The sequence below is a fragment of the Halomonas sp. EF61 genome, from assembly GCF_040147045.1.
Classification (GTDB): domain Bacteria; phylum Pseudomonadota; class Gammaproteobacteria; order Pseudomonadales; family Halomonadaceae; genus Halomonas; species Halomonas litopenaei.
On sequence record NZ_JAMSHM010000001.1, the window covers coordinates 1,685,559 to 1,709,989 of the forward strand.

Consider the following 24,431-nt stretch of genomic DNA (forward strand, 5'->3'; position numbering starts at 1 on the left):
CAACCTTCAGGAGAGACCGCGATGGCAGACAGGGTGGCAACGGAAGCGCACGATGGTACGCCGGGGTATCCGGTGATCCGTTCCTGGCAGGGGGTGAGTCCCAGGCTGGGAGCGCGGGTCTATATCGACCCCCAGTGCATGGTATTGGGTGACGTGGAGCTGGGCGACGACTGTTCGGTGTGGCCGATGGCGGTGATTCGCGGAGACATGCACCGGATTCGCATCGGCTCGCGCACCAGCGTGCAGGACGGCAGCGTGCTGCACATCACCCACGCCAGCGACTTCAATCAAGGCGGCTGGCCGCTGACCATCGGCGATGAAGTCACCATCGGCCACAAGGCGGTGCTGCATGGCTGCACCCTGGGCAACCGGATCCTGGTCGGCATGGGCGCCATCGTCATGGACGGGGCAGTGGTCGAGGACGAGGTGATCATCGCCGCCGGTGCGGTGGTGCCCCCCGGCAAGCGCCTGGAAAGCGGCCACGTCTACGCCGGCAACCCGGCCAAGGCGCTGCGCCCGCTGAAGGATTCTGAGCGCGCCTTCTTCCCCTACACCGCAGGCAACTACGTCAAGCTCAAGGATCAGTACCTGGTCTCGGCCCAGGGCTGACGACAGAGCCGCAGTGGTGAAGAACACGGATCTGCCCGCGCAGGTCCGTGTTTTTTTATCCAGTATGTTTCCAACCAATTGTTTCTATTGAACTGCCGGGCGATAATCTGGTCATTTATCCAGTATATGCCTTTTCGAGGAGTCCGCCCGGCATGGCCAACTTCCGCACCCACCTCAGCGTGGCCGCCGCCGGCGGCGCGGTGCTGGCCCATGGCGGCTGGCAGGCGGGGCTGTGGTCGGCGCTCGACAGCCTGCCGATGCTGGCGCTGACGACCCTGGGCGGCATCCTCCCCGATATCGACTCCGACAGCTCCAAGGCGATCCGGCTGATCTTCAATCTGATGGCGGTGCCGGCGGTGGTGGCTGGCGCGGTGATGCTGCAGGAGCGGTTCTCCGACGGCACCTTGCTGTTGGTGTGCGGCGCCATCTATCTGGCGGTGCGCTATGTGGCCGGCGCGATCTTTGCCCGCTTCACCGTCCACCGGGGGCTTTGGCACTCGCTTCTGGCGGCGGCCATGTGCGGCCTGGCGACCGCGGCGCTCAGCCACCATCTGTTCGCACCACCGGACGCCATGGCCTGGGCCCACGGCGGCGCCCTGACCTTTGGCTTCGCCATCCATCTGTTGCTCGATGAGCTCTACAGCGTGGATCTGAACGGGGCGCGACTGAAACGTTCTTTCGGTACCGCCTTCAAACCGTTTGACTGGGGCGATCCCGGCAACTCTCTGGCGATGCTGTGCGTGACCCTGAGTCTGGCGCCCTGGCTACCGTCCTGGGACGCGCTGCAGGGGCTGGTCGATCAGGGCGTGGCGCTGGTGTCGGGGCGCTGGCGATAGTCGTCGGGCTTGAGGGCGTGCTTCTTGAGCTTGTCGTAGAGGGTCTTGCGCGGGAGTCCCAGGTGCTCGCAGACCTCGTTGATACGGCCGTGGTGGCGGGCCAGCGACTGGCTGACCAGCTGTTTCTCGAACAGCTCCACCTGCTGGGGCAGCGGCAGCTCGCCACCGTCGCTGCCGACGCCTTCCATCAAGGCGTCGAGGCGGTAGTCGCAGGTGCTGCCGAGCAGCACGTAGCGCTCTGCCAGGTTGCGTAGTTCACGGGCGTTGCCGGGCCAGTCGTGGGCCAGCAGCGCGGTGACGCCGGCCGCGTCCAGCGGCGGCGCTTCCATGCCGCTGCGGCTGGCGGCCACCGCGGCGAAGTGGTGAAACAGCAGCGGGATGTCCTCGCGGCGCTCGCGCAGCGGCGGAATCATCAGGGTCACCACGTTGAGGCGGTAGTACAGGTCCTCGCGGAACTCGCCGGCCTCGGCGGCCGCTTTGAGGTCGATCTTGGTGGCGGCGATCACCCGAATGTCGAGTGTCACCGGGGTATTGCTGCCCAGGCGCTCGACCTGGCGCTCCTGCAGTACCCGCAGCAGCTTGACCTGCAGCGCCAGCGGCATGGACTCGATCTCGTCGAGGAAGACGGTGCCGCCGGCGGCATGCTCGAACTTGCCGATGCGCCGCTCCACCGCGCCGGTAAAGGCGCCTTTCTCGTGGCCGAACAGCTCGGATTCGATGGTGCTCTCGGGCACCGCGCCGCAGTTGATGGCGACGAAGGGCTTGCCGCCGCGGGCGCTGCGCTCGTGGATCGCGCGGGCCACCAGGTCCTTGCCGGCGCCGGTCTCGCCGAACAGCAGCACGTCGGCCTCGACCTGGCTGATGCGCTGGACCATCGACGACAGCCGCTTGATCGCCGGGGTGCGCCCTACCAGACGTGGGCCTGGCGCGGTCTGCTGGGCCTCGAGCTCGGCCTTGAGGAAGCGGTTTTCCAGGCTCAGTCGACGCTTCTCCACGCCTCGCCGCACGACCTCGCCCAGGCGTTCACCGGGAAACGGCTTCTCGAGAAAGTCCCAGGCGCCTTCCCGCATGGCCTCCACCGCTGTGGAAACGTCGCCATGACCGGTAATCAGTACCACCGGCAGGTCCGGGTCGCGCTGACGAATCTCTCTGAGCAGGCTCATGCCGTCCATGCCGGGCATGCGGATATCGCTGATCACCACCCCGCTGAAGTCCCGGTCCAGGGTGGCCAAGGCCTGTTCGGCGCTGGGAAAGGGCAGCGGTCGATAGCCTGCCAGTTCCAGCGTCTGGCCCAGGGTGACCCTCAGGTGCTCTTCGTCGTCGATGATCATCACGGGGGCTTCGTCGGTCATGTGGCGTGGCTCTCATCGTGGGGCGGGAGGACGTGCTCGGCCTGGGGCAGCTCGATGGTAAAGCGTGCTCCGCCCAGAGGCGAGACACCGGCCTGCAGGCGGCCGCCGAGATCATCGATGATCCGTGCGGAGATGGAAAGCCCGAGCCCCAGTCCGGCGCCGGGGGCCTTGGTGGTGTAGAAGGGCTCGAACACCTGGCGGCGCTGGTCCTCGGGGACGCCGGGGCCGTTGTCGTCGACCCACAGCCTGACGCGGCCATCGGCGGCGGCCACGCCCAGTATCAGGCGTGGCGACGGCGTCTGTGCCATGGCCTGGAGCGCATTGCCGATCAGGTTGACCAGCACCTGCTCGAGTCTGACCAGGTCGGCCAGTACCCAGGGCGCTTCCTCCGGGGTGTCGAACACCACCTCGACCTGTTGCTCGCCGAGGCGTGCCTTGAACAGGCGCAGGGCGTAGTCGAGGCAGGCGCGGGTCGACACCGGGCTTGGCGGCTCACCGCTCTTGCGCGAGAACTGGCGTAGCTGGGCGCTGATCTCGGCCATGCGGCCGGTGAGTTCGATGATCTCGCCGAGGTTGGCGTCGACGGTGTCGTGGCGCTGTCGGGCGAGAAAGCCCCGGGCGTTCTCGGCGTAGGCGCGGATGGCCGCCAGTGGCTGATTGAGCTCGTGGTTGATGCCGGCGGCGAGCTGGCCGAGCACCGCCAGCTTGGCGGCCTGGGTCAGCTCGTCACGGGTCTGGCGCAGAGTCGCCTCGGTGCGCCGGCGCTCCTCGATTTCGTCGGATAGCCGGCGATTGGTGGCGAGCAGGTCGCGGGTCCGGCTGGCCACGTTGCGCTCGAGTTCGTCGCGGGCTTGCGCCAGGGTGGTGCGCTCACGCTCGGCGAAGGCTTCGCGCTCCCGGCGCAGTCGGTGGCGCTGCCAGCCGATGCCTCCTGCCAGTGCCAGCAGGCCGTATAGACCACCCCCCATCAGCATCGCCTGCCACTGGGCCTCGATCACCGGGGCCATGGGCTTGAGGATATGCATCTGCCAGCCCAGGGTGGGAAAGTCCCGAGTGACGCCAAGGTAGTGCCCGGACGCCAACGGGCCGCTGTCGAAGCCCACCAGTCTGGCGTCGTTGGCGAGGTGATCGAGGACCTCGAGGCCGCTCGGTTTCAGCGCTTCATCGGCGTAACGCCGCGAGTCGCGCAGCTCGGCCAGGCGCGGTGGCGCCAGCGGGGTGAGAGAGGTCAGGCGCAGCTCGGGTTGGCTGGCCATGAACACGATACCGTTCTGATCCACCACCAGCAGGCTGGTCCCCGGACTCTGCCAGCTCGCCTCCAGCGTATCGACGCGGACCTTGACCACCATCACCCCGGCCGGGGTGGCGTCGGGATTGACCTCGTCGAGCCAGACCGGTGCCGAGAAGTAGTAGCCGCGATCCATCGATACCACGCCGAGGCCGTGGAAGCGGCCGTAGTGCCCGGCGATGGCGTCCTGGTAGTAGGGGCGAAAACGATAGTTTTCACCGATGAAGTTGTCGGGACGGTGCCAGTTGCTGGCCGCCAGGGTGGTGCCCTCGGCGTCGAGCAGATAGATGTCGGAGACACCGGTGGTGCTGCGAAAACGGTTAAGTAGTCGGTTGAGCGGCATCACGTCCTGGCCGTGCGGGGCGCTCAGGTATCGCTTGACGGTTTCGCGGGTGGCGAGCAGCTCTGGCAAGTATTCGTGACGGGACAGGTAGCCGGTCAGGCCGGTGGCGGAAAGCCTGAGTTCGGTATCAGCATCACGCTTTAGCGAGGCCAGCGCCTGCTCGCGGGCCAGGCTGGCGCTCTGCCACAGCACCAGGGTGAGGCCCAGCGCCAGCGCCAGCGCCAGGGAGCGGCGATTCAGCCAGCGTGACCAGCGTCGCATCGACTAGCGCGACCGGCGCGGTGGCATGACCTGGGCGCGCCGTAGCGCTCGCTGCGAGCGGGTCTCGGCGCGCTCCATCTCGAGCAGGCCCTCTTCGACGTAGACCAGATGTTCGTGGGAGAGGGCCTGGGCGTCTTCGGCGCGTCCCTCGAGGATGGCATCGAGCAGTGCCCGGTGCTGTTGCATCAGGCGGGGGCGTGCTTCCGGCTTCTCGAACAGGTGGGCGAGATTGTCGACGATGCTGCGCTCCAGTAGGTGGAAGATGCCCCGGATGGTGTGCAACAGAAGGACATTGTGGGCGGACTCGGCGATCGCCAGGTGGAAGGCGGCGTCGGCCTTGGCTTCGCCCTGGGGGTCTTCGCCGAGAAAGGAGGACTCAAGCTCTTCGAAGCGCTGGATCAACAGCGCCCTGTCGGTGGGGGTCGAGCGCAGCGCCGCATAGTAGGCCGACAGGCCTTCCATGGCGTCTCGGAATTCAAGCAGGTCCAGGTGGAACTCGCCGTGGCGAGACAGCATCTCCAGCAGCGGATCGCTGTAGCCGCTGTTGAGGGCCTCGGTGATATAGGTACCACCGCCCTGGCGGCTGACCAGCAGGCCGCGGGCGGCCAGTTTCTGGATCGCTTCGCGCAACGACGGGCGCGAGACGCCGAAGCGCTCGGCCAGTTCGCGTTCGGGGGGCAGGCGCTGGCCGGGGGTCAGGCTGCCTTCCAGAATCAGCGCCTCGAGGCGCTCGGTGATCACATCGGCCAGGCGAGGCTGGCGCACGGGCTGGTAGGCCATGGCGGTTTATCATCGACGTGGGAACGAGGCCGCCAGTGTAACGACAACTAATTGGTATTACCAATAAGCGAGGTTGTCCTGTTGCCTATCCTGATCCTCGTTCTTCCCAGATTATCAACCTGTTACGTTCACGGTCGTTGCGACATAGACCAAAGTATAGCGCAAAGTCCGAGCAAAAATCGGCGTCTGGTTTGACACTCTGGAAGAGCGAACCTACTGTGCCTAGATTCGGCGTTGTCAATTGGTTTTACCAATTTACTCCAACTCTATCCCTGGCGGTCGTTGGCAAGACCGATGATGCTCCGGGGGCCTCGGTTCCGGCGGTGCAGACGAGGCGTGCAGCGGTAGCCTGCTCGCCTCTGTTGTGCCGCTATTGATACCGGGAACAACGACAACGTCCTGCCGTGCCTGACCCTGAGGACCCCGCGATGACCGCCGTCAAGCTTTATCCCCCTCGCCCCGACAAGGTCTACCTGTTCGGAACCTGTCTGATCGACATGCTCTATCCCGAGGCTGGCCTCGATGCCGTTCGGCTGCTCGAGCGGGAAGGGATCGAGGTGATCTTCCCCGACGACCAGACCTGCTGCGGCCAGCCTGCCTACACCTCGGGCTATCACACCGAGGCCAGGGCGGTGGCCAGGGCCCAGCTCGATCTGTTCCCCGAGCCCTGGCCGATCATCGTGCCGTCCGGCTCCTGTGGCGGCATGATGCGTACCCACTATCCCTCGCTGTTTGCCGGCACCCCCGAGGAGGCAAGGGCCAGGGAGGTCGCCGGTCGGGTGTTCGAGTTGACCGAATTCCTGGTGCACGTCTGCCACCTGACGCTTGAGGATCGAGGCGCGCCGGAGAAGGTCGCCATGCATACCTCGTGTAGCGCCCGTCGCGAAATGGGCCTCGCCGAGACCGGCCCCGCGCTGCTGGCCAAGCTCGGCCAGGTCGAGCTGGTGGAGCAGGAGCGGGCCAGCGAATGCTGTGGATTCGGCGGGACCTTTGCGGTGCGCCATCCGGAGGTGTCCGGGGCCATGGTCGAAGACAAGAGCCGTGCCATCGAAGCCGCCGGCGCAGAGCGTTTCGTGACCTCCGACTGTGGCTGTCTGATGAACATCGCCGGGCGTCTGGCCCACCGCGACAGCACGCTCGAAGGCGAGCACATCGCATCCTATCTGTGGCGGAGGACCTCATGAGCCAGCCTGTACAGACCTTTACTCCCCAGGCGTTCCATCGTCAGGCCCACGAGGCGCTGGAGAATCCGCAGATCCGTGCCAACTTCCGCAAGGCGATGGACGGCCTGATGGGCAAGCGGCGCAAGGCCTTCGACGACTGGGACCTGGAGACCCTGCGTGAGCTGGGGGCCAATATCCGGCTACGTGCACTGTCGAAGCTGCCCGACCTGCTGGAGCAGCTCGAGGCCAACTGCGAGGCCAATGGCATCCGCGTTCACTGGGCGGAGAACGGCGAGCAGGCCTGCGAGCTGATCACCGAGATCTGTCAGCGTCATGGCGCGTCCTCGGTGATCAAGGGCAAGTCCATGGTGTCCGAGGAAATGCACCTGAACGCCCACCTGGAGAAGGCGGGCATCGATGCCCTGGAGTCGGATCTGGGCGAGTATCTGGTGCAGCTCAACGAGCAGACGCCGTCTCATATCATCATGCCGGCGATTCACCTCAACACCGGTGAAATCTCCGACATCATGCATGAGCGCACCGGCACCGAGCGCACCACCGACGTGGACGCGATGACCGCAGCGGCCAGGGCCCAGCTGCGCGAGCGTTTCATGACGGCGGATGTCGGGGTGTCCGGGGTCAATTTCGCGGTGGCCGAGACCGGTACCCTGTGCCTGGTGGAGAACGAAGGCAACGGGCGCCTGACCACCACCGCGCCGCCGGTGCACATCGCCGTGACCGGCATCGAGAAGGTGGTCGAGCACCTGGCCGACGTGCCGCCGCTCTACGCCCTGCTGACGCGCTCCGCCACCGGCCAGCACGTGACCACCTACTTCAACATGATCAGCTCGCCACGCAAGGCCGACGAACACGACGGTCCCGAAGAGGTGCATCTGGTGCTGGTCGACAGCGGTCGCTCGCGGGTCTACCAGGACGATGAACTGCTTGACACCCTGCGCTGCATCCGCTGCGGTGCCTGCATGAACCACTGCCCGGTGTACACCCGGGTCGGCGGTCACACCTACGGCACCACCTACCCGGGGCCGATCGGCGCCATCCTGATGCCGCACCTGATGGGGCTTGAAGCGACCAAGGATCTACCGTCGGCGTCGAGCCTGTGCGGCGCCTGCGGTGAGGTGTGCCCGGTCAAGATCCCGATTCCGGACCTGCTGGTGCGGTTGCGTCGCGAGGCCGTGGGCGACGGCGTCGGCAACGTGCCCGGTGCCGGCGTCAAGCGCTCGCGCAAGGAGGTCGCCGCGTGGAAGAGTTGGCAGTGGCTGGCGACCCATCCGGGGGCCTGGCGAGGCGCCACCCTGATCGCCGGCAACTTCCGTGCGCTGGCGCCATCCCACCTGGGGCCCTGGACGGAGTACCGCAGCGCCCCGAAGCCGGCCAAGACGTCGCTTCACACGCTGATCAAGCGTCTTCGCAAGGAGAAGGGCGAATGAGTGCGAGAGACAATATCCTGGGTCGTCTGCGTGATCGCCAGGGCGGGCCGCTGTCGGCCCCCGACAGTGACTTCGGCGTGGTCACCGGGCGCCAGTGGTCGCGCCACGAACGACTCGAGCGCTTCGAGCATTGGATCTCCTCGGTGCATGGCGAGGTGATTCACTGTGACTCTGCCGGCTGGACCGAGACCCTCGCCAGCGTGCTGGCGGACAAAGGCGTCAAGCGCCTGGCGCTGGGCCGGGAGCATCCGGTAGCGCAGCAGGCCCGTGAGGCCCTGGCGGATCATGAGGTCGAGCTGGTCGACGCCGACCGTGACATCGAAGGCTGGAAGCGTGAGCTGTTCGACGGCGTCGAGGCTGGTCTTACGTCCACCCGTGGCGCCATCGCCGAGACCGGCAGTCTATGGCTGTGGCCGACCCCGGATGAACCGCGTCTGCTGAGCCTGGTGCCGCCTTTGCATATCGCCGTGCTCGATGCCGACAGCGTCGAAGACACCTTCTTCGATGTCGTCACCGGGCAAGGCTGGGCGAGCGCCATGCCGACCAATGCGCTGCTGATCTCGGGGCCGAGCAAGACCTCGGATATCGAGCAGACGCTGGCCTACGGCGTACATGGCCCCAGGGAGCTGGTGGTCATCCTGCGCGACGCCTGAATCACGGGGCTTGCGTGCGACGCCTGCGACATCGGAGTGATTGGCGTCCTGACGCGCGTCATGCAAGTTGGCTATAGTGTGCGTTCCCGACGATGTTCTGTTGTCGGCGCAGGAAGCGAAATTCAACTGATGGAGGCAGGCATGTCCAAGCAGCAGTGTCCGGGGTCGAAACGCCCACTTTGCAAGGCCATTTCCCCGTTGCTGGTGATCAGCGGGGTGTCCATGGCGGTCTTGCTGAGCGGATGCCAGGACGACGGCGGTAGCCAGGGCGGGCGGTTTGTCGAGGCGCCGGATGTTGCGCTGGGCGAAGCGATTGAGGGCGAATTGACCTCGCAAAGCGGGATCAACCTCAAGGATGGCTCGCGCCACGACCGTCGCTGGGTCTGCGGCGAGGCCGAATCTGGTGTGCTGTACCGGCTCGATTCACCCTTTGCCGCCAGCCTCTCGGTGTATTCCGAAGACGGCAAGTGGCAGGGAGGTGCGAGCAGCACCCAGGAGGCGCCGGCATCGCTGTTGCTGTCTTCCGCCGAGGGGTGCTCGCTGGTGGTCGTCAGCAGCGACGACATGGCAGGCTTTGGCCCCTACTCGCTGAAGCCGACTGAGGCCCAGGCGTCCGAGACGCTGGGCGACGATCAGGACGTCGTCGGGGCGCTGGGAGGCGAGGCGGCGAGCTACAGCTTCTCGCTGGAGCAGGCTCGCCAGGTCTCTCTGGTGCTTGCCGGGGCGTCTGACGCATCGCTGGTGCTCAGTGGCAATGGTGTCGAGCATAAGGCCGCGCGCTGCGGTGATGACCAGCAGACCCTGAAGGCGTTCCTCGATCCTGGTGACTATGAGGTGCGTGTGACGCCTGGTCAGCCGGTCAAGGAACGCGTGGACGTGGAATGCCAGGATGACTTCGTCAGCGTCGGTGACGGCTATCGTCTGTCGATGCAGCAAGCCGATCTTTCCAGCGGCGAGCGTAATGCCGGACCGCTGCGCGCCGGTGACAGCATCACCGGTACCCTGGCCGACGCCTCCTCCAGCAACACCTACAGCCTCAAGATCGACGAGCCCACCAGCGTCAATCTGGCGCTCGCCTCCAGCGATTTCGACACCGTGCTGCGGGTACGCGGCGGCCAGACCAATATCGAGGTCGATGATTCGGGCAGCGGTACCGACTCTCATCTCGACAGCGTACTGATGCCGGGCGACTACCGGGTGGTGGTCAGCGGCTACGGGGGCGAGTCCGGCGGCTATTCGCTGGAGCTTTCGACCTCGCCCTTCGACGGCGAATTGAAGAACGAAGGGGCCATCGAGCCAGGTGAGTCTGTGCAGGGCATGGCCGGCGGGTTTCAACCCAATGCCTACACCCTGGACATCGAGCAGCCCTCCGAGGTGACGATTGCACTGTCGTCCTCTGCCTTCGACACCCAGCTCTATCTCGAGGGCAACGGTGTGTCGCTCAGCGACGATGACGGCGGCGGTGGTACCAATTCGCGGCTGAGCGAGGTGCTCGAGCCCGGCAGCTATCGCATCGAGGTGGCAAGCTACTCGGGGGTCGCTTCCGGCATGTTCCGGCTGGAGACCGACGTCACTGCCTTCGATGGCGAAATGCGCAACAGCGGTGAGCTGCAGCAGGGAGAGACGGTGCGCGGCATGGTGGGGGCCAGCGGTGTCAATCAATACAGTTTCACCCTGGAAGACGCCGCAGAGGTGACCCTGGAGATGAACTCCAGCGCCTTCGACGCCATGCTTGGCCTGCGCGGCGAAGGAATCGACACCAGCGATGACGATGGTGGCTCGGGTACCAATTCGCGTATCAGCGCGATCCTCGAGGCTGGTACCTACAGTGTCGATGCGCGAAGCTTCAGTGGCTCCGGCACCTACTCGCTGAGCCTGTCGCAGACGCCCTTCAGCGGCGAACTGCGCTCCGAGGGTGAAATTCACACCGGCGAGACCCTCTACGGTCAGCTCGATGCCAGCGGCAGGCTCAACTACCAGCTGGTGGTTGAAGAGGCTGGCGTCATCAGCATCGAGACTCAGTCTGACGCCGTGGATACGCTGTTGGAGCTCGAGGGTGAGGGCGTCTTCTTCCAGGACGACGACGGTGGCAGTACCCAACTCGGCTCGCTGATCGAAACCCGTCTGGAGCCAGGTGTCTATGACGTTACCGTCAGCGGCTATGGCGGGGGCGGCGGCATCGTCCAGATCGACGTCAGGGGCTAACCCCTAGCGCCAAACGCCACTCTTCGGAGTGGCGTTTTAGTATCTGAACGGCTGCAATAGCGAATAATCAGACAGGGAGCGCACCATGACGGCCATCACCACCACCAAGCCCACCATTTCCATCGATGAGTTGACGGCGATGCTGACCGAACGCCTGCCCATCGAGCGATTGGTCCAGGATCCGCTGCGCCGGCTGGCCTACGGTACCGATGCCAGCTTCTATCGGCTGGTGCCGAGCCTGGTGGTGAGGCCGGAGACCGAACAGGAGCTTGTCGAAGTCATTGGCGCCTGCCGCGAGGGCAACTGGCCGATGACCTTCCGCGCCGCAGGTACCTCGCTGTCCGGTCAAGCCATCACCGATGGGGTGCTGATTCAGCTGGGACGTGGCTGGCGCGATGCCAGGGTGCTCGATGACGGTGCCAGAATTGACCTGCAGCCCGGTGTTATCGGCGCCAGGGCCAACGAGCTGCTGGCGCCCTTTGGGCGCAAGATCGGGCCGGACCCGGCGTCCATCGCCAGTTGCATGATCGGCGGCATCGCCGCCAACAATGCATCGGGCATGTGCTGTGGCACCGCCCAGAATACTTATCGGACCCTGGACAGCCTGCGCATGGTGCTGCTCGATGGCACGGTACTGGATACCGCCGATGCCGACAGCGTGGCAGCCTTTCGTCAAAGCCATGCGGCCCTGCTCGATGGGCTGGAGCGACTGTCGACCAATGTGCGCACCGATCTCGAGCTGGCCAAGCGCATTCGCCACAAGTATCGCCTGAAAAACACCACCGGCTACGCTCTCAACAGCCTGGTGGATTTCCGTGACGGTGTGGACATCCTGGCCCACCTGATGATCGGCTCCGAGGGTACCCTGGGCTGTATCACGCGGATTACCTATCAGTCGGTGCCGGAGCCGCCACGCAAGGCCGCCGCCCTGATCTTCTTCCCGGATCTCGGCAGCGCCTGCCGTGCCACCATCGCCTTGCGTGGCACCGGCGTGGCGGCGGTGGAGCTGATGGATCGTGCGGGGCTGCGTTCGGTGGAGCGGCAGCCGGGCATGCCGGAGCAGCTGCGTGAGCTACCGGACGGCGCCACGGCATTGCTGGTGGATGTCCGCGAGGAGGATGGGCCTCGGCTGGAGGCGCGTATCGAGGAGGTCGGCCAGGCGCTGGAAGGCATCACCACCCTCGAGCCCATCGCCTTCACCGAAGACCCGGTCAGCTACGCGCTCTACTGGAAGGTACGCAAGGGACTGTTCCCCGCCGTCGGTGCTGTGCGTGATCTCGGAACTACCGTGGTGATCGAGGACGTGGCCTTTCCCATCGAACGGCTGGAGGAGGGTGTCGCCGCCCTGACCGAGGCGTTCAAGCGCCATGGCTACGACGACGCCCTGCTGTTTGGTCACGCCCTGGAAGGCAATCTGCACTTCGTCTTCCCTCAGGGCTTTGAGCGTCCGGGGGAGAAGGAGCGCTACCAGGCGCTGATGGCCGACGTGGCCCAGTTGGTAGCCGTGGACTTCGGTGGCTCGCTCAAGGCCGAGCACGGCACCGGCCGCAACATGGCACCCTTTGTGGAGCTGGAGTGGGGCGAAGAGGCCTATGCTCTGATGTGGCAGATCAAGGCGTTGTTCGATCCGGGCCATCTGCTCAACCCCGATGTGATGCTGACGCGCAACCCGACGCTGCACCTCGAAAATCTGAAGCCATTGCCCGAGGCCGACCCCATCGTCGATCGCTGCATCGAGTGTGGCTTCTGCGAAGCCGTGTGTCCTTCACGCGAGCTGACGCTGACGCCTCGCCAGCGCATCGTGCTGACCCGCGAGCGAGCTCGCCTGGCAGCCCTGGATGAGTTGAGCGATGAAGAGCGAGAGCGTCGCGATGCCTTCGAGCAGAGTGCGCTTTACGATATCGATGTCACCTGCGCCGCCGATGGCATGTGCGGGACGCGCTGCCCGGTCGGTATCAATACCGGCGAGATGGTGCTCGCCATGCGCCAGGAACGTCATGTCGGCAAGCAGGAATTGGCAAGGCGAATCGGGCGTCACTTCTCCGGGGCTACCAAGATTGCCCGGGGCGGCCTGCGTGCGGCCAGCCTGGGGCGTGGGATCATCGGCGACGCTTTGATGGCCCGAGCCAGTCAGGGTGTTCACAAGGCCAGCGGCAAGCGTGTCCCACAGTGGATACCGGCGATACCCGCCGCCGCCCCGATTCGGGTGCTCAAGTCGTCGCGGCCATCGGCGGGCGCATCGTCCACCGAGGGGCCGCGCGATTCGGTGGTGTACTTCCCTTCCTGCGCCACTCGGGTGTTTGGCGCCGACAAGCGGGACGACTCGGCGCGTGCGGTGATGGAGATCGTACTGAGTCTGCTCGACAGAGCCGGGTATGACGTCATCATTCCCGAAATGCCAGGCCACCTGTGTTGCGGGATGGCGTTTTCCTCCAAGGGGATGGATAACGAGGCGACGCACAAGGCGCGCGAACTCAACCGGGAGTTGCTGGTCGCGAGCCAGAACGGTCGTTTCCCGGTGCTGTTCGATACCAGTCCTTGCAGCTTGCAGGTCGAGGGGCATCTGGATGAGCGCTTGAAGGTGCAGGAGCCGGTGGCCTTCGCCCATGACCACCTGTTGCCGCGCCTGGAGGTGACGCCGCTGGACTGCAAGGTGGCGGTGCACGTGACCTGCTCCAGCCATCGCAAGGGGCTGACCGACTCCTTCGTGGAGCTGGCGCGTGCGTGTGCCAGGGAGGTGGTGGTGCCGGATGGTATCAGTTGCTGCGGATTTGCCGGCGACAAGGGCTTGCGCGTACCGGAACTGACGGCTTCATCGCTGCGCGATCTGTCGGGGCAGGTGGCGGGCTGTGACTTTGGTGTCTCCAATTCGAGAACCTGCGAGATGGGAATGACCCAGCACTCCGGCCTTACCTATCACTCCATACTGGAGTTGCTGGACCGCGCGAGTCAGCCGACTGCTCAAGGGGGCGTATCGGAAGAGCGCACCGTCTCGCTGTAAGGCCCTGCTCCAGATCGTGACTGAAGCCTGAACCGCTGTCGATGACGCCCCGAAGACAGCTCGATGAACTTTTTTGCATAAGGGTATTGCCAAGGGCGGAGGGGATGCGTAAAGTACGCATCCGCTGCCGGCGACGAGCAAACGTCACAGGCGGTGAAGGGTGGTAAAGTGATTGTTTTGAAAAGGCTTTTTCAAGTCTTCGAAAAATTCTCCACTTGACGGGCAGCGAGAAATCGGTAAAATGCTCGCCACTCGATCGGAGTTGTCAAGACGGTATCGCAGGATGCGCGTCAGGCTCGCTTCGCTTTCTCTTGGGTCCTGCAGGCGTCGCTTGCACGGCGAAAAAAAGAAAGCCTTGACGAAACGCTTCGATTCTGTAGAATACGCCTTCCTCGCAGGGCGCTGCGCCAGCAGGCGCTGCAAAGCGAGACGCTCTTCCGGCCGGGTGCCGCAAGAGCAGCTCTTTAAGCTCTCTATAGAGCCCAGAGCACGCTCTTTAATAATTTGATCAGGTAATTCATGTGGGCGCTTGCCGATGAGTCAGTGACACTGTCACTGAAATATCAAGGCAAGCGACTCGTCAAACGAGACGTTTGAACCTTGAGCCAAGTTTGGTCCGCTTAACGGACTATCAGACTTTAAACTGAAGAGTTTGATCATGGCTCAGATTGAACGCTGGCGGCAGGCCTAACACATGCAAGTCGAGCGGAAACGATCCTAGCTTGCTAGGAGGCGTCGAGCGGCGGACGGGTGAGTAATGCATAGGAATCTGCCCGGTAGTGGGGGATAACCTGGGGAAACCCAGGCTAATACCGCATACGCCCTACGGGGGAAAGCAGGGGATCTTCGGACCTTGCGCTATCGGATGAGCCTATGTCGGATTAGCTAGTTGGTGAGGTAACGGCTCACCAAGGCTGCGATCCGTAGCTGGTCTGAGAGGATGATCAGCCACATCGGGACTGAGACACGGCCCGAACTCCTACGGGAGGCAGCAGTGGGGAATATTGGACAATGGGCGAAAGCCTGATCCAGCCATGCCGCGTGTGTGAAGAAGGCCTTCGGGTTGTAAAGCACTTTCAGTGAGGAAGAAAGCCTTGAGGTTAATACCCTCGAGGGAGGACATCACTCACAGAAGAAGCACCGGCTAACTCCGTGCCAGCAGCCGCGGTAATACGGAGGGTGCGAGCGTTAATCGGAATTACTGGGCGTAAAGCGCGCGTAGGCGGCTTGATAAGCCGGTTGTGAAAGCCCCGGGCTCAACCTGGGAACGGCATCCGGAACTGTCAGGCTAGAGTGCAGGAGAGGAAGGTAGAATTCCCGGTGTAGCGGTGAAATGCGTAGAGATCGGGAGGAATACCAGTGGCGAAGGCGGCCTTCTGGACTGACACTGACGCTGAGGTGCGAAAGCGTGGGTAGCAAACAGGATTAGATACCCTGGTAGTCCACGCCGTAAACGATGTCGACTAGCCGTTGGGCTCCTTGAGAGCTTTGTGGCGCAGTTAACGCGATAAGTCGACCGCCTGGGGAGTACGGCCGCAAGGTTAAAACTCAAATGAATTGACGGGGGCCCGCACAAGCGGTGGAGCATGTGGTTTAATTCGATGCAACGCGAAGAACCTTACCTACCCTTGACATCGAGAGAACTTTCCAGAGATGGATTGGTGCCTTCGGGAACTCTCAGACAGGTGCTGCATGGCTGTCGTCAGCTCGTGTTGTGAAATGTTGGGTTAAGTCCCGTAACGAGCGCAACCCTTGTCCCTATTTGCCAGCGATTCGGTCGGGAACTCTAGGGAGACTGCCGGTGACAAACCGGAGGAAGGTGGGGACGACGTCAAGTCATCATGGCCCTTACGGGTAGGGCTACACACGTGCTACAATGGCCGGTACAATGGGTTGCGAATCCGCGAGGTGGAGCTAATCCCATAAAGCCGGTCTCAGTCCGGATCGGAGTCTGCAACTCGACTCCGTGAAGTCGGAATCGCTAGTAATCGTGAATCAGAATGTCACGGTGAATACGTTCCCGGGCCTTGTACACACCGCCCGTCACACCATGGGAGTGGACTGCACCAGAAGTGGTTAGCCTAACTTCGGAGGGCGATCACCACGGTGTGGTTCATGACTGGGGTGAAGTCGTAACAAGGTAGCCGTAGGGGAACCTGCGGCTGGATCACCTCCTTAAACGACACGTCATCTGACTGTCGGTAAGTGCTCACAATGAATTACCTGATCAAGCAAGAGCAGTGACTGTTTGGGTTAAATGCTAAGACCCAGCGTGACAAATGGGTCTGTAGCTCAGTTGGTTAGAGCGCACCCCTGATAAGGGTGAGGTCGGCAGTTCAAATCTGCCCAGACCCACCATTTCTCAGCTGGTTCTAGTCAACAACCCAAATCGATATGGGGCCTTAGCTCAGCTGGGAGAGCGCAACACTGGCAGTGTTGAGGTCAGCGGTTCGATCCCGCTAGGCTCCACCATTTCTTCGGTCTCAAGTAAACAGTCGTCAAGTTCTAAGCAAGATACTTGTTCGCCATCAGGCGGTATCAAGTCTCTCGCTTAGAGCTTTTGCTCTAACGCTCTTTAACAATGTATATCATGCTGACAAAGTAAGATACGTTTCAAGCGTATCCGGCAATTGTCGTGACATCATCGATTGACAGACCCTTTGGGGTTATATGGTCAAGCGATGAAGCGCATACGGTGGATGCCTAGGCAGTCAGAGGCGATGAAAGACGTGGAAGCCTGCGATAAGGTTCGGCGAGGTGGCAAACGACCTGCGACCCGGACATCTCTGAATGGGGAAACCCACCCAAGGTAACTTGGGTATCTCATGTTGAATATATAGACATGAGAGGCGAACCGGGGGAACTGAAACATCTAAGTACCCCGAGGAAAAGAAATCAACCGAGATTCCCCTAGTAGCGGCGAGCGAACGGGGACCAGCCCTTAAGCAACACAACTGGTAGGTGAACAGACTGGGAAGTCTGGCCATAGTGGGTGATAGCCCCGTAACCGAAACCTGAGTGTTGTGAAATCGAGTAGGTCGAGGCACGTGAAACCTTGACTGAAGACGGGGGGACCATCCTCCAAGGCTAAATACTCCTGACTGACCGATAGTGAACCAGTACCGTGAGGGAAAGGCGAAAAGAACCCCGGAGAGGGGAGTGAAATAGATCCTGAAACCGTATGCGTACAAGCAGTGGGAGCCAACTTGTTTGGTGACCGCGTACCTTTTGTATAATGGGTCAGCGACTTATTTTCAGTGGCGAGCTTAACCGTATAGGGGAGGCGTAGAGAAATCGAGTCTTAACTGGGCGACCAGTCGCTGGAAATAGACCCGAAACCGGGCGATCTATCCATGAGCAGGTTGAAGGTTGAGTAACATCAACTGGAGGACCGAACCAGGATCTGTTGAAAAAGATTTGGATGACTTGTGGATCGGAGTGAAAGGCTAATCAAGCCCGGAGATAGCTGGTTCTCCTCGAAAGCTATTTAGGTAGCGCCTCACGTATCACCGCCGGGGGTAGAGCACTGTTTCGGCTAGGGGGTCATCCCGACTTACCAACCCGAGGCAAACTCCGAATACCGGTGAGTGCAAGCGTGGGAGACACACAGCGGGTGCTAACGTCCGTTGTGAAAAGGGAAACAACCCAGACCGTCAGCTAAGGTCCCGAAATCCTGGTTAAGTGGGAAACGATGTGGGAAGGCTTAGACAGCTAGGAGGTTGGCTTAGAAGCAGCCATCCTTTAAAGAAAGCGTAATAGCTCACTAGTCGAGTCGGCCTGCGCGGAAGATGTAACGGGGCTCAAACCAGGTACCGAAGCTACGGGTTCGTCGAATGACGAGCGGTAGAGGAGCGTCGTGTAAGCCGATGAAGGTGTGTTGAGAAGCATGCTGGAGGTATCACGAGTGCGAATGCTGACATGAGTAACGACAAGGGGAGTGAAAAACTCCCCCGCCGGAAGACCAAGGGTTTCTGTTCGACGCTAATCGGAGCAGAGTGAGTCGGCCCCTAAGGCGAGGCCGAAAGGCGTAGTCGATGGGAAACGGGTCAATATTCCCGTACCTCACAGTATTGCGATGGGGGGACGAAGAAGGCTAGGTGAGCCAGGCGTTGGTTGTCCTGGTGAAAGCCGGTAGGCTGAGGATTCAGGTAAATCCGGATCCTCAAGGCCGAGAGGCGAGACGAACTGACTACGGTCAGGAAGTCATCGATGCCACGCTTCCAGGAAAAGCCTCTAAGCTTCAGATACTGTGAGACCGTACCCCAAACCGACACAGGTGGTCAGGTAGAGAATACCAAGGCGCTTGAGAGAACTCGGGTGAAGGAACTAGGCAAAATGGTGCCGTAACTTCGGGAGAAGGCACGCCGCATTAGGGTGAAGGTCCTCGCGACCGGAGCCTGACGCGGTCGAAGATACCAGGTGGCTGCAACTGTTTATTAAAAACACAGCACTCTGCAAACGCGCAAGCGGACGTATAGGGTGTGACGCCTGCCCGGTGCCGGAAGGTTAAGTGATGGTGTTAGCTCACGCGAAGCTCCTGATCGAAGCCCCGGTAAACGGCGGCCGTAACTATAACGGTCCTAAGGTAGCGAAATTCCTTGTCGGGTAAGTTCCGACCTGCACGAATGGCGTAATGATGGCCACGCTGTCTCCACCCGAGACTCAGTGAAATTGAAATCGCAGTGAAGATGCTGTGTACCCGCGGCTAGACGGAAAGACCCCGTGAACCTTTACTACAGCTTCACACTGGACGCTGATGTTGCTTGTGTAGGATAGCTGGGAGGCTTTGAAACCCTGTCGCCAGATGGGGTGGAGCCAACCTTGAAATACCAGCCTGGCATCATTGGCGTTCTAACTCAGGACCGTAATCCGGTTCGAGGACCGTGTGTGGTGGGTAGTTTGACTGGGGCGGTCTCCTCCCAAAGAGTAACGGAGGAGCACGAAGGTACCCTCAGCACGGTTGGAAATCGTGCAGTGAGTGCAAGAGCATAAGGGTGCTTAACTGCGAGACAGACACGTCGAGCAGATACGAAAGTAGGTTCTAGTGATCCGGTGGTTCTGTATGGAAGGGCCATCGCTCAACGGATAAAAGGTACTCCGGGGATAACAGGCTGATACCGCCCAAGAGTTCACATCGACGGCGGTGTTTGGCACCTCGATGTCGGCTCATCACATCCTGGGGCTGAAGTCGGTCCCAAGGGTATGGCTGTTCGCCATTTAAAGTGGTACGCGAGCTGGGTTTAGAACGTCGTGAGACAGTTCGGTCCCTATCTGCCGTGGGCGTTGGAGATTTGAGAAGCGCTGCTCCTAGTACGAGAGGACCGGAGTGGACGTACCTCTGGTGTTCCGGTTGTCACGCCAGTGGCATTGCCGGGTAGCTATGTACGGACGGGATAACCGCTGAAAGCATCTAAGCGGGAAGCCCCCTTCAAGATGAGATCTCCCTGAGGCCTTGAGCCTCCTAAAGGACCCAGCAAGACCAGCTGGTTGATAGGCCGGGTGTGGAAGCGCTGCAAGGCGTTGAGCTAACCGGTACTAATGGTCCGTGAGGCTTGACCATATAACACCCAAAGGGTTTTGGTCGATGATGTCCCGAATCAATTGACGGATACGATGAAGCGTATCGTCGGCATGATATATATTGTCTTTTTTCCGCCTGACGACCATAGCGAGTGGGAACCACCTGATCCCTTGCCGAACTCAGAAGTGAAACCGCTCAGCGCCGATGGTAGTGTGGGGTCTCCCCATGCGAGAGTAGGTCATCGTCAGGCATTTATTCAGAAGAAGCCCGGTTATCGAGAGATAACCGGGCTTCTTCGCATGCATGGGAAGACCCCTCTCTTTATATGTGGGGCCGCACTGCGTGCGGTCCGGCCGCTCGCAAGCTCGCGTCGTTCGTCACCCCTTGCGGCGTTGCCGCAAAAGCTCGGGGTGACTCACCCCCATGCGACTACCCTGTCGGGAACAGGGGAGAACCGCCGCAGGCGGGCCTTGAGGAACGCAGGGCGAGTCTCAGGGATGAGACGAGTAGAAACATTGTTACCTTGGTTGCGTCATCCGGCAGTCTTCAGGGACAGAGTGGCGCCTTGGGCGTGCGCTGTAGATCAGAAGGTCGGCCCGTCTATCAGGCATTTATTCAGAATCAGAAGAGGCCCGATTATCGGAAGATAATCGGGCCTTCTTTTTTGTAAAGAACGCATGCATGGGCTCTCTACGTTCAGCTCGCGCTTCATCCCATGCGGCCCCTCAGGGAACAGGGTAGGCATGTACCGAAAAGAAGCCCGCTTCCGAGAGGAGTCGGGCTTCTTTTGTTCAGGGCAGCGTCGACTCTCTAGAGCTGACAGTGCTGATCGAGAGAACGCCCTTCCTCGAAGGCGGTGAGGCTTTCCAGCGTGGTCGATGCGATCTCACTCAGGGCTTCCCGGGTGAAGAAGCCCTGGTGGCCGGTGACGACGACATTGGGGAAGCTGATAAGGCGGGCAAAGACGTCGTCCAGCGGGATGTCGTCGCTGCGGTCCTCGAAGAACATGCCGGCTTCCTGCTCGTAGACGTCGAGACCCAGGTAGCCGAGCTTGCGACGTTTCAGGGCTTCGATACAGGCGCGTGTGTCGACCAGGGCGCCGCGGCTTGTGTTGATCAGCATCACCCCGTCCTTCATTCGGGAAAAGGCCGACTCGTCGATCAGGTGGTGGGTGTCTGGGGTGAGCGGACAGTGCAGCGAGATGATGTCGCTGTGTGCCAGCAATTCATCGAACTCGACCTGCGCGATGTCGGCTTGGTTAGGGATGCGGATGGGGGCTGGGTCGGTGACCAGCACGCGGCAGCCAAAGCCGCTCAGGATACCCGCCAGGGAGCGGCCGATCTGGCCGAAGCCGACGATCCCGACGGTCTTGCCGGCGAGGTTGAAGCCGAGCAGGCCATTGAGGTCGAAGTTATCCTCACGCACCCGGTTGTAGGCCTTGTGGATCTTGCGGCTGAGCGTGAGCATCAAAGCGACACAGTGCTCGGCAACGGCGTCGGGGCTGTAGGACGGTACGCGACACACCTGGATGTTAAGCCGGCGAGCGGCGTCGAGGTCAACGTTATTGAATCCTGCGCACCTGAGCGCGACCAGGCGTACCCCTACCACGGCCAAACGCTCGAGCACGGTGCGATCGAGCTCATCGTTGACGAATACGCACACTGCATCGAGTCCCTGGCAGAGGGTCACGGTGCGGGTGCTGAGGCGTTGCTCGAAGTGCACGATACTCAGCTGCGGGTGATGCTCATCGGAAAAGAAGGGGCGTTCGTAGGGCTGAGAGCTGAAGAAGCCTACCTTGAGCATGGTGCTTGCCTCGCGGGTCAGGGACAGTGGCGGAATCGGCTGAAGCGCTGTGTGGTTGCGGTGACGTCAGGCTTGCGTCTCGTAGAGTTCGATAGGTGTTCCGTCAGGGTCTGCGAAGAAGGTGAAGCGGGCACCGGTGAACTCGTCGACTCGGATAGGTTCGGGTCGCGCGCCACGCCGCTTCAGCAACGCGACGCTGGCGTCCAGGTCTGATGTTGCCAGGGCAAGGTGACGAAGACCGCAGGCCTCGGGATAGCTTGGCCGAGGCGGCGGAGAGGGAAAGGAGAACAGCTCGAGCTGGATGCCTCCAGGCAGGGCCAGGTCCAGTTTGTAGCTGTCACGCTCGTGGCGGTAGGCCTCGTTGAGGATGCGGGCGTCGAGCACCTCAAGATAGAAGCGCCGGGCGCGTTCGTAGTCGGCGGTGATCAGGGCGACGTGGTGCACTCCGGTCAACGGCAGACGCTCACTCATGGGGGCCTCTTGCAAAGAAGGGGCGCCGCGCGGCGCCCGATGTTGTGGCCTAGCGACAGAGCTCGCTGAGCACCTCGATCAGCGAGTCCATCTCGTCATCGGTGCCGATGGAGATACGCAGATGATCGCGCAGCGTCTCGGTATTGAAGTGGCGTACCAGGATGCCGCGCTCGCGCAGACCGACGAAAAGCTGGGCTGCGTCGTGCTTGGGGTGCGACGCCAGCACAAAGTTGGTCTGTGACGGCAGCACCTCGAAGCCCAGGTCATCGAGACGCTGGCGAGTACGTTCGCGGGTGGTGATCACCGCCTGACGCGTGGCCTCGAAGTAGTCGCCGTCTTCCAGTGCGGCGATGCCGATGGCGCTGGCCAGGGCGTCCACCGGGTAGGAGTTGAAGGAGTCCTTCACCCGGGTCAGTCCCTCGATCAACTCCGGTGAGCCCACCGCATACCCAAGGCGAAGCCCTGCCAGGCTGCGCGACTTGGAGAAGGTGCCGGTCACCAGCAGGTTGGGGTAGCGCTCGACCAGGGGGACAGCGCTCTCGCCACCAAAGTCCACGTAGGCTTCGTCCACCAGCACCACGCGGTCGGTGACCTTGTCGAGCAAGGCCGCGATGGCCTCGCGGCCATGGCCGTGACCGGTGGGGGCATTGGGGTTGGCAAAGATCACGCCGCCGCTGTCGCTGGCCAGGGCGTCCAGGTCGACACGCCACTGATCGTCCAGCGCGAAACGCTGGCTGTCGATGTCGTACATGCGGCAGTAGACCGGATAGAAGCTGTAGGAGATATCCGGCATCGCCAGCGGCTTGTCCTGGCGGAAGAATGCCTGGAAGGCCAGCGCCAGCACCTCGTCGGAGCCATTGCCGGCGAAGACGTTGGCGGAGGTCGTGCCGAGGGCCTGTGCCAGGGCCTTACGCAGGGCGCTCGAGGTGGGGTCCGGGTAGCGCCGCAGATGATCCGCCGAGAACTCGCGCAGGACCCGTTCCACGCCAGGCGCGGGCGGGTAGGGGTTCTCGTTGGTGTTGAGCTTGATCAGCTTCTCGCGGGGCTGTTCGCCCGGCACGTAGGGGGTCAGTTCCCGAACGTTGGGACTCCACAACTGGCTCATGGTCTCTCGCTTGGCAGGCTTGGCAGAATCGAAGGCTTGATTACCACTTTGGTCATGGTGACCGCTGCCAGGGCCCTGCGCAAGTCGCTGACGTGCTAGGCTGCGAGCGCTGACCGTTTGCCGCCTAAGAGACTCCATGACCGCTCAGATCCTCGCCACTCTGCTACCGGTATTTCTGATTTCGGGGGCCGGTACCCTCTATGGCAAGTTGCGCTCTCCCGACATCCGTAGCCTCAACACCCTCAACATGGAGCTGTTCGTGCCCATGCTGGTATTTGTGGTGCTGGCCGACCGCCAGGCGCCGCTTGAGGACTACGCCTGGCTGGCGTTGGCCGGCGCCGTGGTGGTAGTGGGGTCGGGGCTGCTGGTATGGCCGGTGGTGAAGTGGCTCAGGCTCGAGCCGAAGACCTTTGTGCCGCCAATGATGTTCAACAATTCCGGCAACATGGGCATCCCGCTGCTGATCCTGGCCTTCGGCGAGCAGGCGCTGCCGGCGGCAGTGGTGCTGTTCATCGTCGAAATGCTGCTGCACTTCTCGCTGGGACTGAAGATGCTCAGTCCCCATACGCCGCTTTGGCGCCTTTTGCGCATGCCCATCGTGCTGGCGAGCCTCGCTGGCCTGGCGGTCAATCTGTCCGGGCTTTCGCTGCCGGGCTGGCTGCTGGAGGCGATGCATATGCTCGGTGGTGTGTGCATCCCGCTGTTGCTGTTCGCCCTGGGCGTGCGGATGCTCGATATCGACTTCGGTGACTGGAAGACCGGGCTGCTCGGGGCGGTGCTGTGCCCGCTTTCCGGGTTATTGCTGGCCTGGCCGTTGATCATGCTGCTTGAACTAGAGGGACTCAAGGCCGCGTCGCTGTGGGTGTTCGCTGCCCTGCCGCCGGCGGTGCTCAACTACCTGGTGGCCGAGCAGTATCGCCAGCAGCCGCATTCGGTGGCGTCGCTGGTGCTGATCGGCAACCTCGGTAGTCTGATCGTGATGCCGATCGTGCTTGGCCTGGTGTTCGCCCACGTGATGCCTCCGGTGTCGTGAGCCGGCAGCGATACAGGGCTGTGCGCAACGAAGCTGGGAGGTTATGCTGTCGGCAGGCTGCCGATTCGTCGGTTCCATGCTCAATGGTTAGGAGGACTAATATGCAACTCAGGACTTTGCTGGCGGGATCCGCCATGCTCGCCCTTTTGGCCGGCTGTGCGAGTGGCCCCAGCGACGAGGGATCCGGTGGTGAAGCCATCCAGGCGACCTCGGCGACCTACCAGGGGACCCTGCCGTGCCGTAACTGCGACGGCATCGCCCTGACGGTTACCATGGAAGGTGAAGACCAGAGCGCCCCGGCGCAGCGCACCTTCGATCTGACCGCGGCCTACCAGAACCATCCCCAGAATCCGCCGAACGAGAACTACTCCGGCAACTGGGATGTGCTGACCGGTACCGCCGACAATCCGGAGGCCACCGTCTACGAGCTGGTCCCCAACGGTGAAGGCCAGACCTACTACTTCATGCGCGTCAATCCGCAGACTCTGGAGCTGATCGACCCCCAGCGTCGTCGCTTCCAGAACAACGACATGCTGCAGCTGACCCGCCAGCAGTAAGT

16 protein-coding genes, 2 tRNA genes and 3 rRNA genes are annotated in these 24,431 nt (G+C 62.2%); 14 read left to right on the forward strand and 7 right to left on the reverse strand.

The features are described 5' to 3' along the window. The first annotated feature begins 21 nt into the window (after positions 1-21). Positions 22-609: a gamma carbonic anhydrase family protein gene (locus NFI08_RS07370; protein ID WP_108449989.1), complete on the forward strand. Its 588-nt coding sequence runs from the start codon at positions 22-24 to the stop codon at positions 607-609. Between the two features lie 152 nt (positions 610-761). Next, positions 762-1,445: a metal-dependent hydrolase gene (locus NFI08_RS07375; RefSeq protein WP_045992228.1), complete on the forward strand. Its 684-nt coding sequence runs from the start codon at positions 762-764 to the stop codon at positions 1,443-1,445. On the opposite strand, the gene NFI08_RS07380 is transcribed toward NFI08_RS07375, so the two are convergent. The 3 genes from NFI08_RS07380 to NFI08_RS07390 are packed head-to-tail and all read right to left on the reverse strand — an operon-like array spanning position 1,409 to position 5,469. Continuing rightward, the gene (locus NFI08_RS07380) at positions 1,409-2,797 is read right to left on the reverse strand and encodes a sigma-54-dependent transcriptional regulator (protein WP_213227304.1); all 1,389 of its coding nucleotides are present in this window, start codon (positions 2,795-2,797) and stop codon (positions 1,409-1,411) included. The two genes, NFI08_RS07375 and NFI08_RS07380, sit on opposite strands and share 37 nt — an antisense overlap. Further along, on the reverse strand, positions 2,794-4,689 hold the full coding sequence (locus NFI08_RS07385; RefSeq protein WP_349588373.1) for a sensor histidine kinase: 1,896 nt from the start codon (positions 4,687-4,689) through the stop codon (positions 2,794-2,796). The genes NFI08_RS07380 and NFI08_RS07385 overlap by 4 nt, the downstream gene beginning before the upstream one ends. Positions 4,690-4,692: 3 nt before the next feature. Then, positions 4,693-5,469 carry a GntR family transcriptional regulator gene (locus tag NFI08_RS07390; protein WP_349588376.1) on the reverse strand — a complete coding sequence of 259 codons (777 nt, stop codon included), beginning with the start codon at positions 5,467-5,469 and terminating at the stop codon, positions 4,693-4,695. A gap of 428 nt (positions 5,470-5,897) precedes the next feature. Here NFI08_RS07390 and NFI08_RS07395 point away from each other — a divergent pair, with 428 nt between their 5' ends. The 5 genes from NFI08_RS07395 (at position 5,898) to NFI08_RS07415 (ending at position 13,939) form a co-directional block, all read left to right on the forward strand. Next, positions 5,898-6,653, forward strand: coding sequence for a (Fe-S)-binding protein (locus NFI08_RS07395; RefSeq protein ID WP_349588379.1), 756 nt, complete (start codon positions 5,898-5,900; stop codon positions 6,651-6,653). Beyond that, positions 6,650-8,080: a LutB/LldF family L-lactate oxidation iron-sulfur protein gene (locus NFI08_RS07400; RefSeq protein ID WP_349588382.1), complete on the forward strand. Its 1,431-nt coding sequence runs from the start codon at positions 6,650-6,652 to the stop codon at positions 8,078-8,080. The genes NFI08_RS07395 and NFI08_RS07400 overlap by 4 nt, the downstream gene beginning before the upstream one ends. Then, positions 8,077-8,733: a LutC/YkgG family protein gene (locus NFI08_RS07405; RefSeq protein ID WP_349588385.1), complete on the forward strand. Its 657-nt coding sequence runs from the start codon at positions 8,077-8,079 to the stop codon at positions 8,731-8,733. The genes NFI08_RS07400 and NFI08_RS07405 overlap by 4 nt, the downstream gene beginning before the upstream one ends. Positions 8,734-8,874: 141 nt before the next feature. Then, a complete protein-coding gene (locus tag NFI08_RS07410; RefSeq protein WP_349588388.1) occupies positions 8,875-10,938 on the forward strand; it encodes a hypothetical protein in 2,064 nt (687 codons plus the stop codon). Between the two features lie 85 nt (positions 10,939-11,023). Beyond that, a complete protein-coding gene (locus NFI08_RS07415; RefSeq protein ID WP_349588391.1) occupies positions 11,024-13,939 on the forward strand; it encodes an FAD-binding and (Fe-S)-binding domain-containing protein in 2,916 nt (971 codons plus the stop codon). Between the two features lie 144 nt (positions 13,940-14,083). Here NFI08_RS07415 and NFI08_RS07420 read toward each other — a convergent pair whose 3' ends face one another. Next, on the reverse strand, positions 14,084-14,362 hold the full coding sequence (locus NFI08_RS07420; RefSeq protein WP_286985465.1) for a hypothetical protein: 279 nt from the start codon (positions 14,360-14,362) through the stop codon (positions 14,084-14,086). 217 nt (positions 14,363-14,579) lie between these two features. On the opposite strand from NFI08_RS07420, the gene NFI08_RS07425 reads away from it, so the two are divergent. The 5 genes from NFI08_RS07425 to rrf all read left to right on the forward strand — a co-directional run bounded on the left by NFI08_RS07425 (position 14,580) and on the right by rrf (position 19,710). Continuing rightward, positions 14,580-16,117 (forward strand): 16S ribosomal RNA (locus NFI08_RS07425). Positions 16,118-16,220: 103 nt separating this feature from the next. Continuing rightward, positions 16,221-16,297 (forward strand) — tRNA-Ile (locus NFI08_RS07430). A gap of 38 nt (positions 16,298-16,335) precedes the next feature. After that, positions 16,336-16,411, forward strand: a tRNA-Ala gene (locus NFI08_RS07435). 200 nt (positions 16,412-16,611) lie between these two features. After that, positions 16,612-19,499 (forward strand): 23S ribosomal RNA (locus NFI08_RS07440). Between the two features lie 95 nt (positions 19,500-19,594). Beyond that, positions 19,595-19,710: ribosomal RNA gene (rrf, locus tag NFI08_RS07445) — 5S ribosomal RNA — on the forward strand. Together the 16S, 23S and 5S rRNA genes with 2 tRNA genes alongside form the textbook arrangement of a ribosomal RNA operon. A gap of 560 nt (positions 19,711-20,270) precedes the next feature. Here rrf and NFI08_RS07450 read toward each other — a convergent pair. The 3 genes from NFI08_RS07450 to hisC all read right to left on the reverse strand — a co-directional run bounded on the left by NFI08_RS07450 (position 20,271) and on the right by hisC (position 22,839). Continuing rightward, entirely contained in the window at positions 20,271-21,263 is a 993-nt protein-coding gene (locus NFI08_RS07450) for a 2-hydroxyacid dehydrogenase (RefSeq protein ID WP_124805031.1), read from the reverse strand. Between the two features lie 66 nt (positions 21,264-21,329). Continuing rightward, positions 21,330-21,734 carry an SMU1112c/YaeR family gloxylase I-like metalloprotein gene (gloA2, locus tag NFI08_RS07455; protein WP_108448384.1) on the reverse strand — a complete coding sequence of 135 codons (405 nt, stop codon included), beginning with the start codon at positions 21,732-21,734 and terminating at the stop codon, positions 21,330-21,332. A gap of 49 nt (positions 21,735-21,783) precedes the next feature. Beyond that, entirely contained in the window at positions 21,784-22,839 is a 1,056-nt protein-coding gene (gene hisC, locus NFI08_RS07460) for a histidinol-phosphate transaminase (RefSeq protein WP_349588396.1), read from the reverse strand. A 136-nt stretch (positions 22,840-22,975) separates the two neighbouring features. On the opposite strand from hisC, the gene NFI08_RS07465 reads away from it, so the two are divergent. Together NFI08_RS07465 and NFI08_RS07470 are read left to right on the forward strand one after the other, a co-directional pair. Next, complete coding sequence (locus NFI08_RS07465; RefSeq protein WP_045994656.1) at positions 22,976-23,872, forward strand: AEC family transporter; 897 nt, start codon at positions 22,976-22,978, stop codon at positions 23,870-23,872. 101 nt (positions 23,873-23,973) lie between these two features. After that, the gene (locus NFI08_RS07470; protein WP_045994657.1) at positions 23,974-24,429 is read left to right on the forward strand and encodes a copper resistance protein NlpE N-terminal domain-containing protein; all 456 of its coding nucleotides are present in this window, start codon (positions 23,974-23,976) and stop codon (positions 24,427-24,429) included. Positions 24,430-24,431: the final 2 nt, after the last annotated feature.

Excerpts from the sequence above, each read along its gene's own strand:
- NFI08_RS07405 (WP_349588385.1), top strand. The coding sequence starts at position 8,077 with ATGAGTGCGAGAGACAATATCCTGGGTCGTCTGCGTGATCGCCAGGGC.
- NFI08_RS07390 (WP_349588376.1), bottom strand. The coding sequence starts at position 5,469 with ATGGCCTACCAGCCCGTGCGCCAGCCTCGCCTGGCCGATGTGATCACC.
- NFI08_RS07450 (WP_124805031.1), bottom strand. The coding sequence starts at position 21,263 with ATGCTCAAGGTAGGCTTCTTCAGCTCTCAGCCCTACGAACGCCCCTTC.
- NFI08_RS07465 (WP_045994656.1), top strand. The coding sequence starts at position 22,976 with ATGACCGCTCAGATCCTCGCCACTCTGCTACCGGTATTTCTGATTTCG.
- gloA2 (WP_108448384.1), bottom strand. The coding sequence starts at position 21,734 with ATGAGTGAGCGTCTGCCGTTGACCGGAGTGCACCACGTCGCCCTGATC.
- NFI08_RS07470 (WP_045994657.1), top strand. The coding sequence starts at position 23,974 with ATGCAACTCAGGACTTTGCTGGCGGGATCCGCCATGCTCGCCCTTTTG.
- NFI08_RS07385 (WP_349588373.1), bottom strand. The coding sequence starts at position 4,689 with ATGCGACGCTGGTCACGCTGGCTGAATCGCCGCTCCCTGGCGCTGGCG.
- NFI08_RS07400 (WP_349588382.1), top strand. The coding sequence starts at position 6,650 with ATGAGCCAGCCTGTACAGACCTTTACTCCCCAGGCGTTCCATCGTCAG.
- hisC (WP_349588396.1), bottom strand. The coding sequence starts at position 22,839 with ATGAGCCAGTTGTGGAGTCCCAACGTTCGGGAACTGACCCCCTACGTG.
- NFI08_RS07380 (WP_213227304.1), bottom strand. The coding sequence starts at position 2,797 with ATGACCGACGAAGCCCCCGTGATGATCATCGACGACGAAGAGCACCTG.
- NFI08_RS07395 (WP_349588379.1), top strand. The coding sequence starts at position 5,898 with ATGACCGCCGTCAAGCTTTATCCCCCTCGCCCCGACAAGGTCTACCTG.
- NFI08_RS07375 (WP_045992228.1), top strand. The coding sequence starts at position 762 with ATGGCCAACTTCCGCACCCACCTCAGCGTGGCCGCCGCCGGCGGCGCG.
- NFI08_RS07370 (WP_108449989.1), top strand. The coding sequence starts at position 22 with ATGGCAGACAGGGTGGCAACGGAAGCGCACGATGGTACGCCGGGGTAT.
- NFI08_RS07415 (WP_349588391.1), top strand. The coding sequence starts at position 11,024 with ATGACGGCCATCACCACCACCAAGCCCACCATTTCCATCGATGAGTTG.
- NFI08_RS07410 (WP_349588388.1), top strand. The coding sequence starts at position 8,875 with ATGTCCAAGCAGCAGTGTCCGGGGTCGAAACGCCCACTTTGCAAGGCC.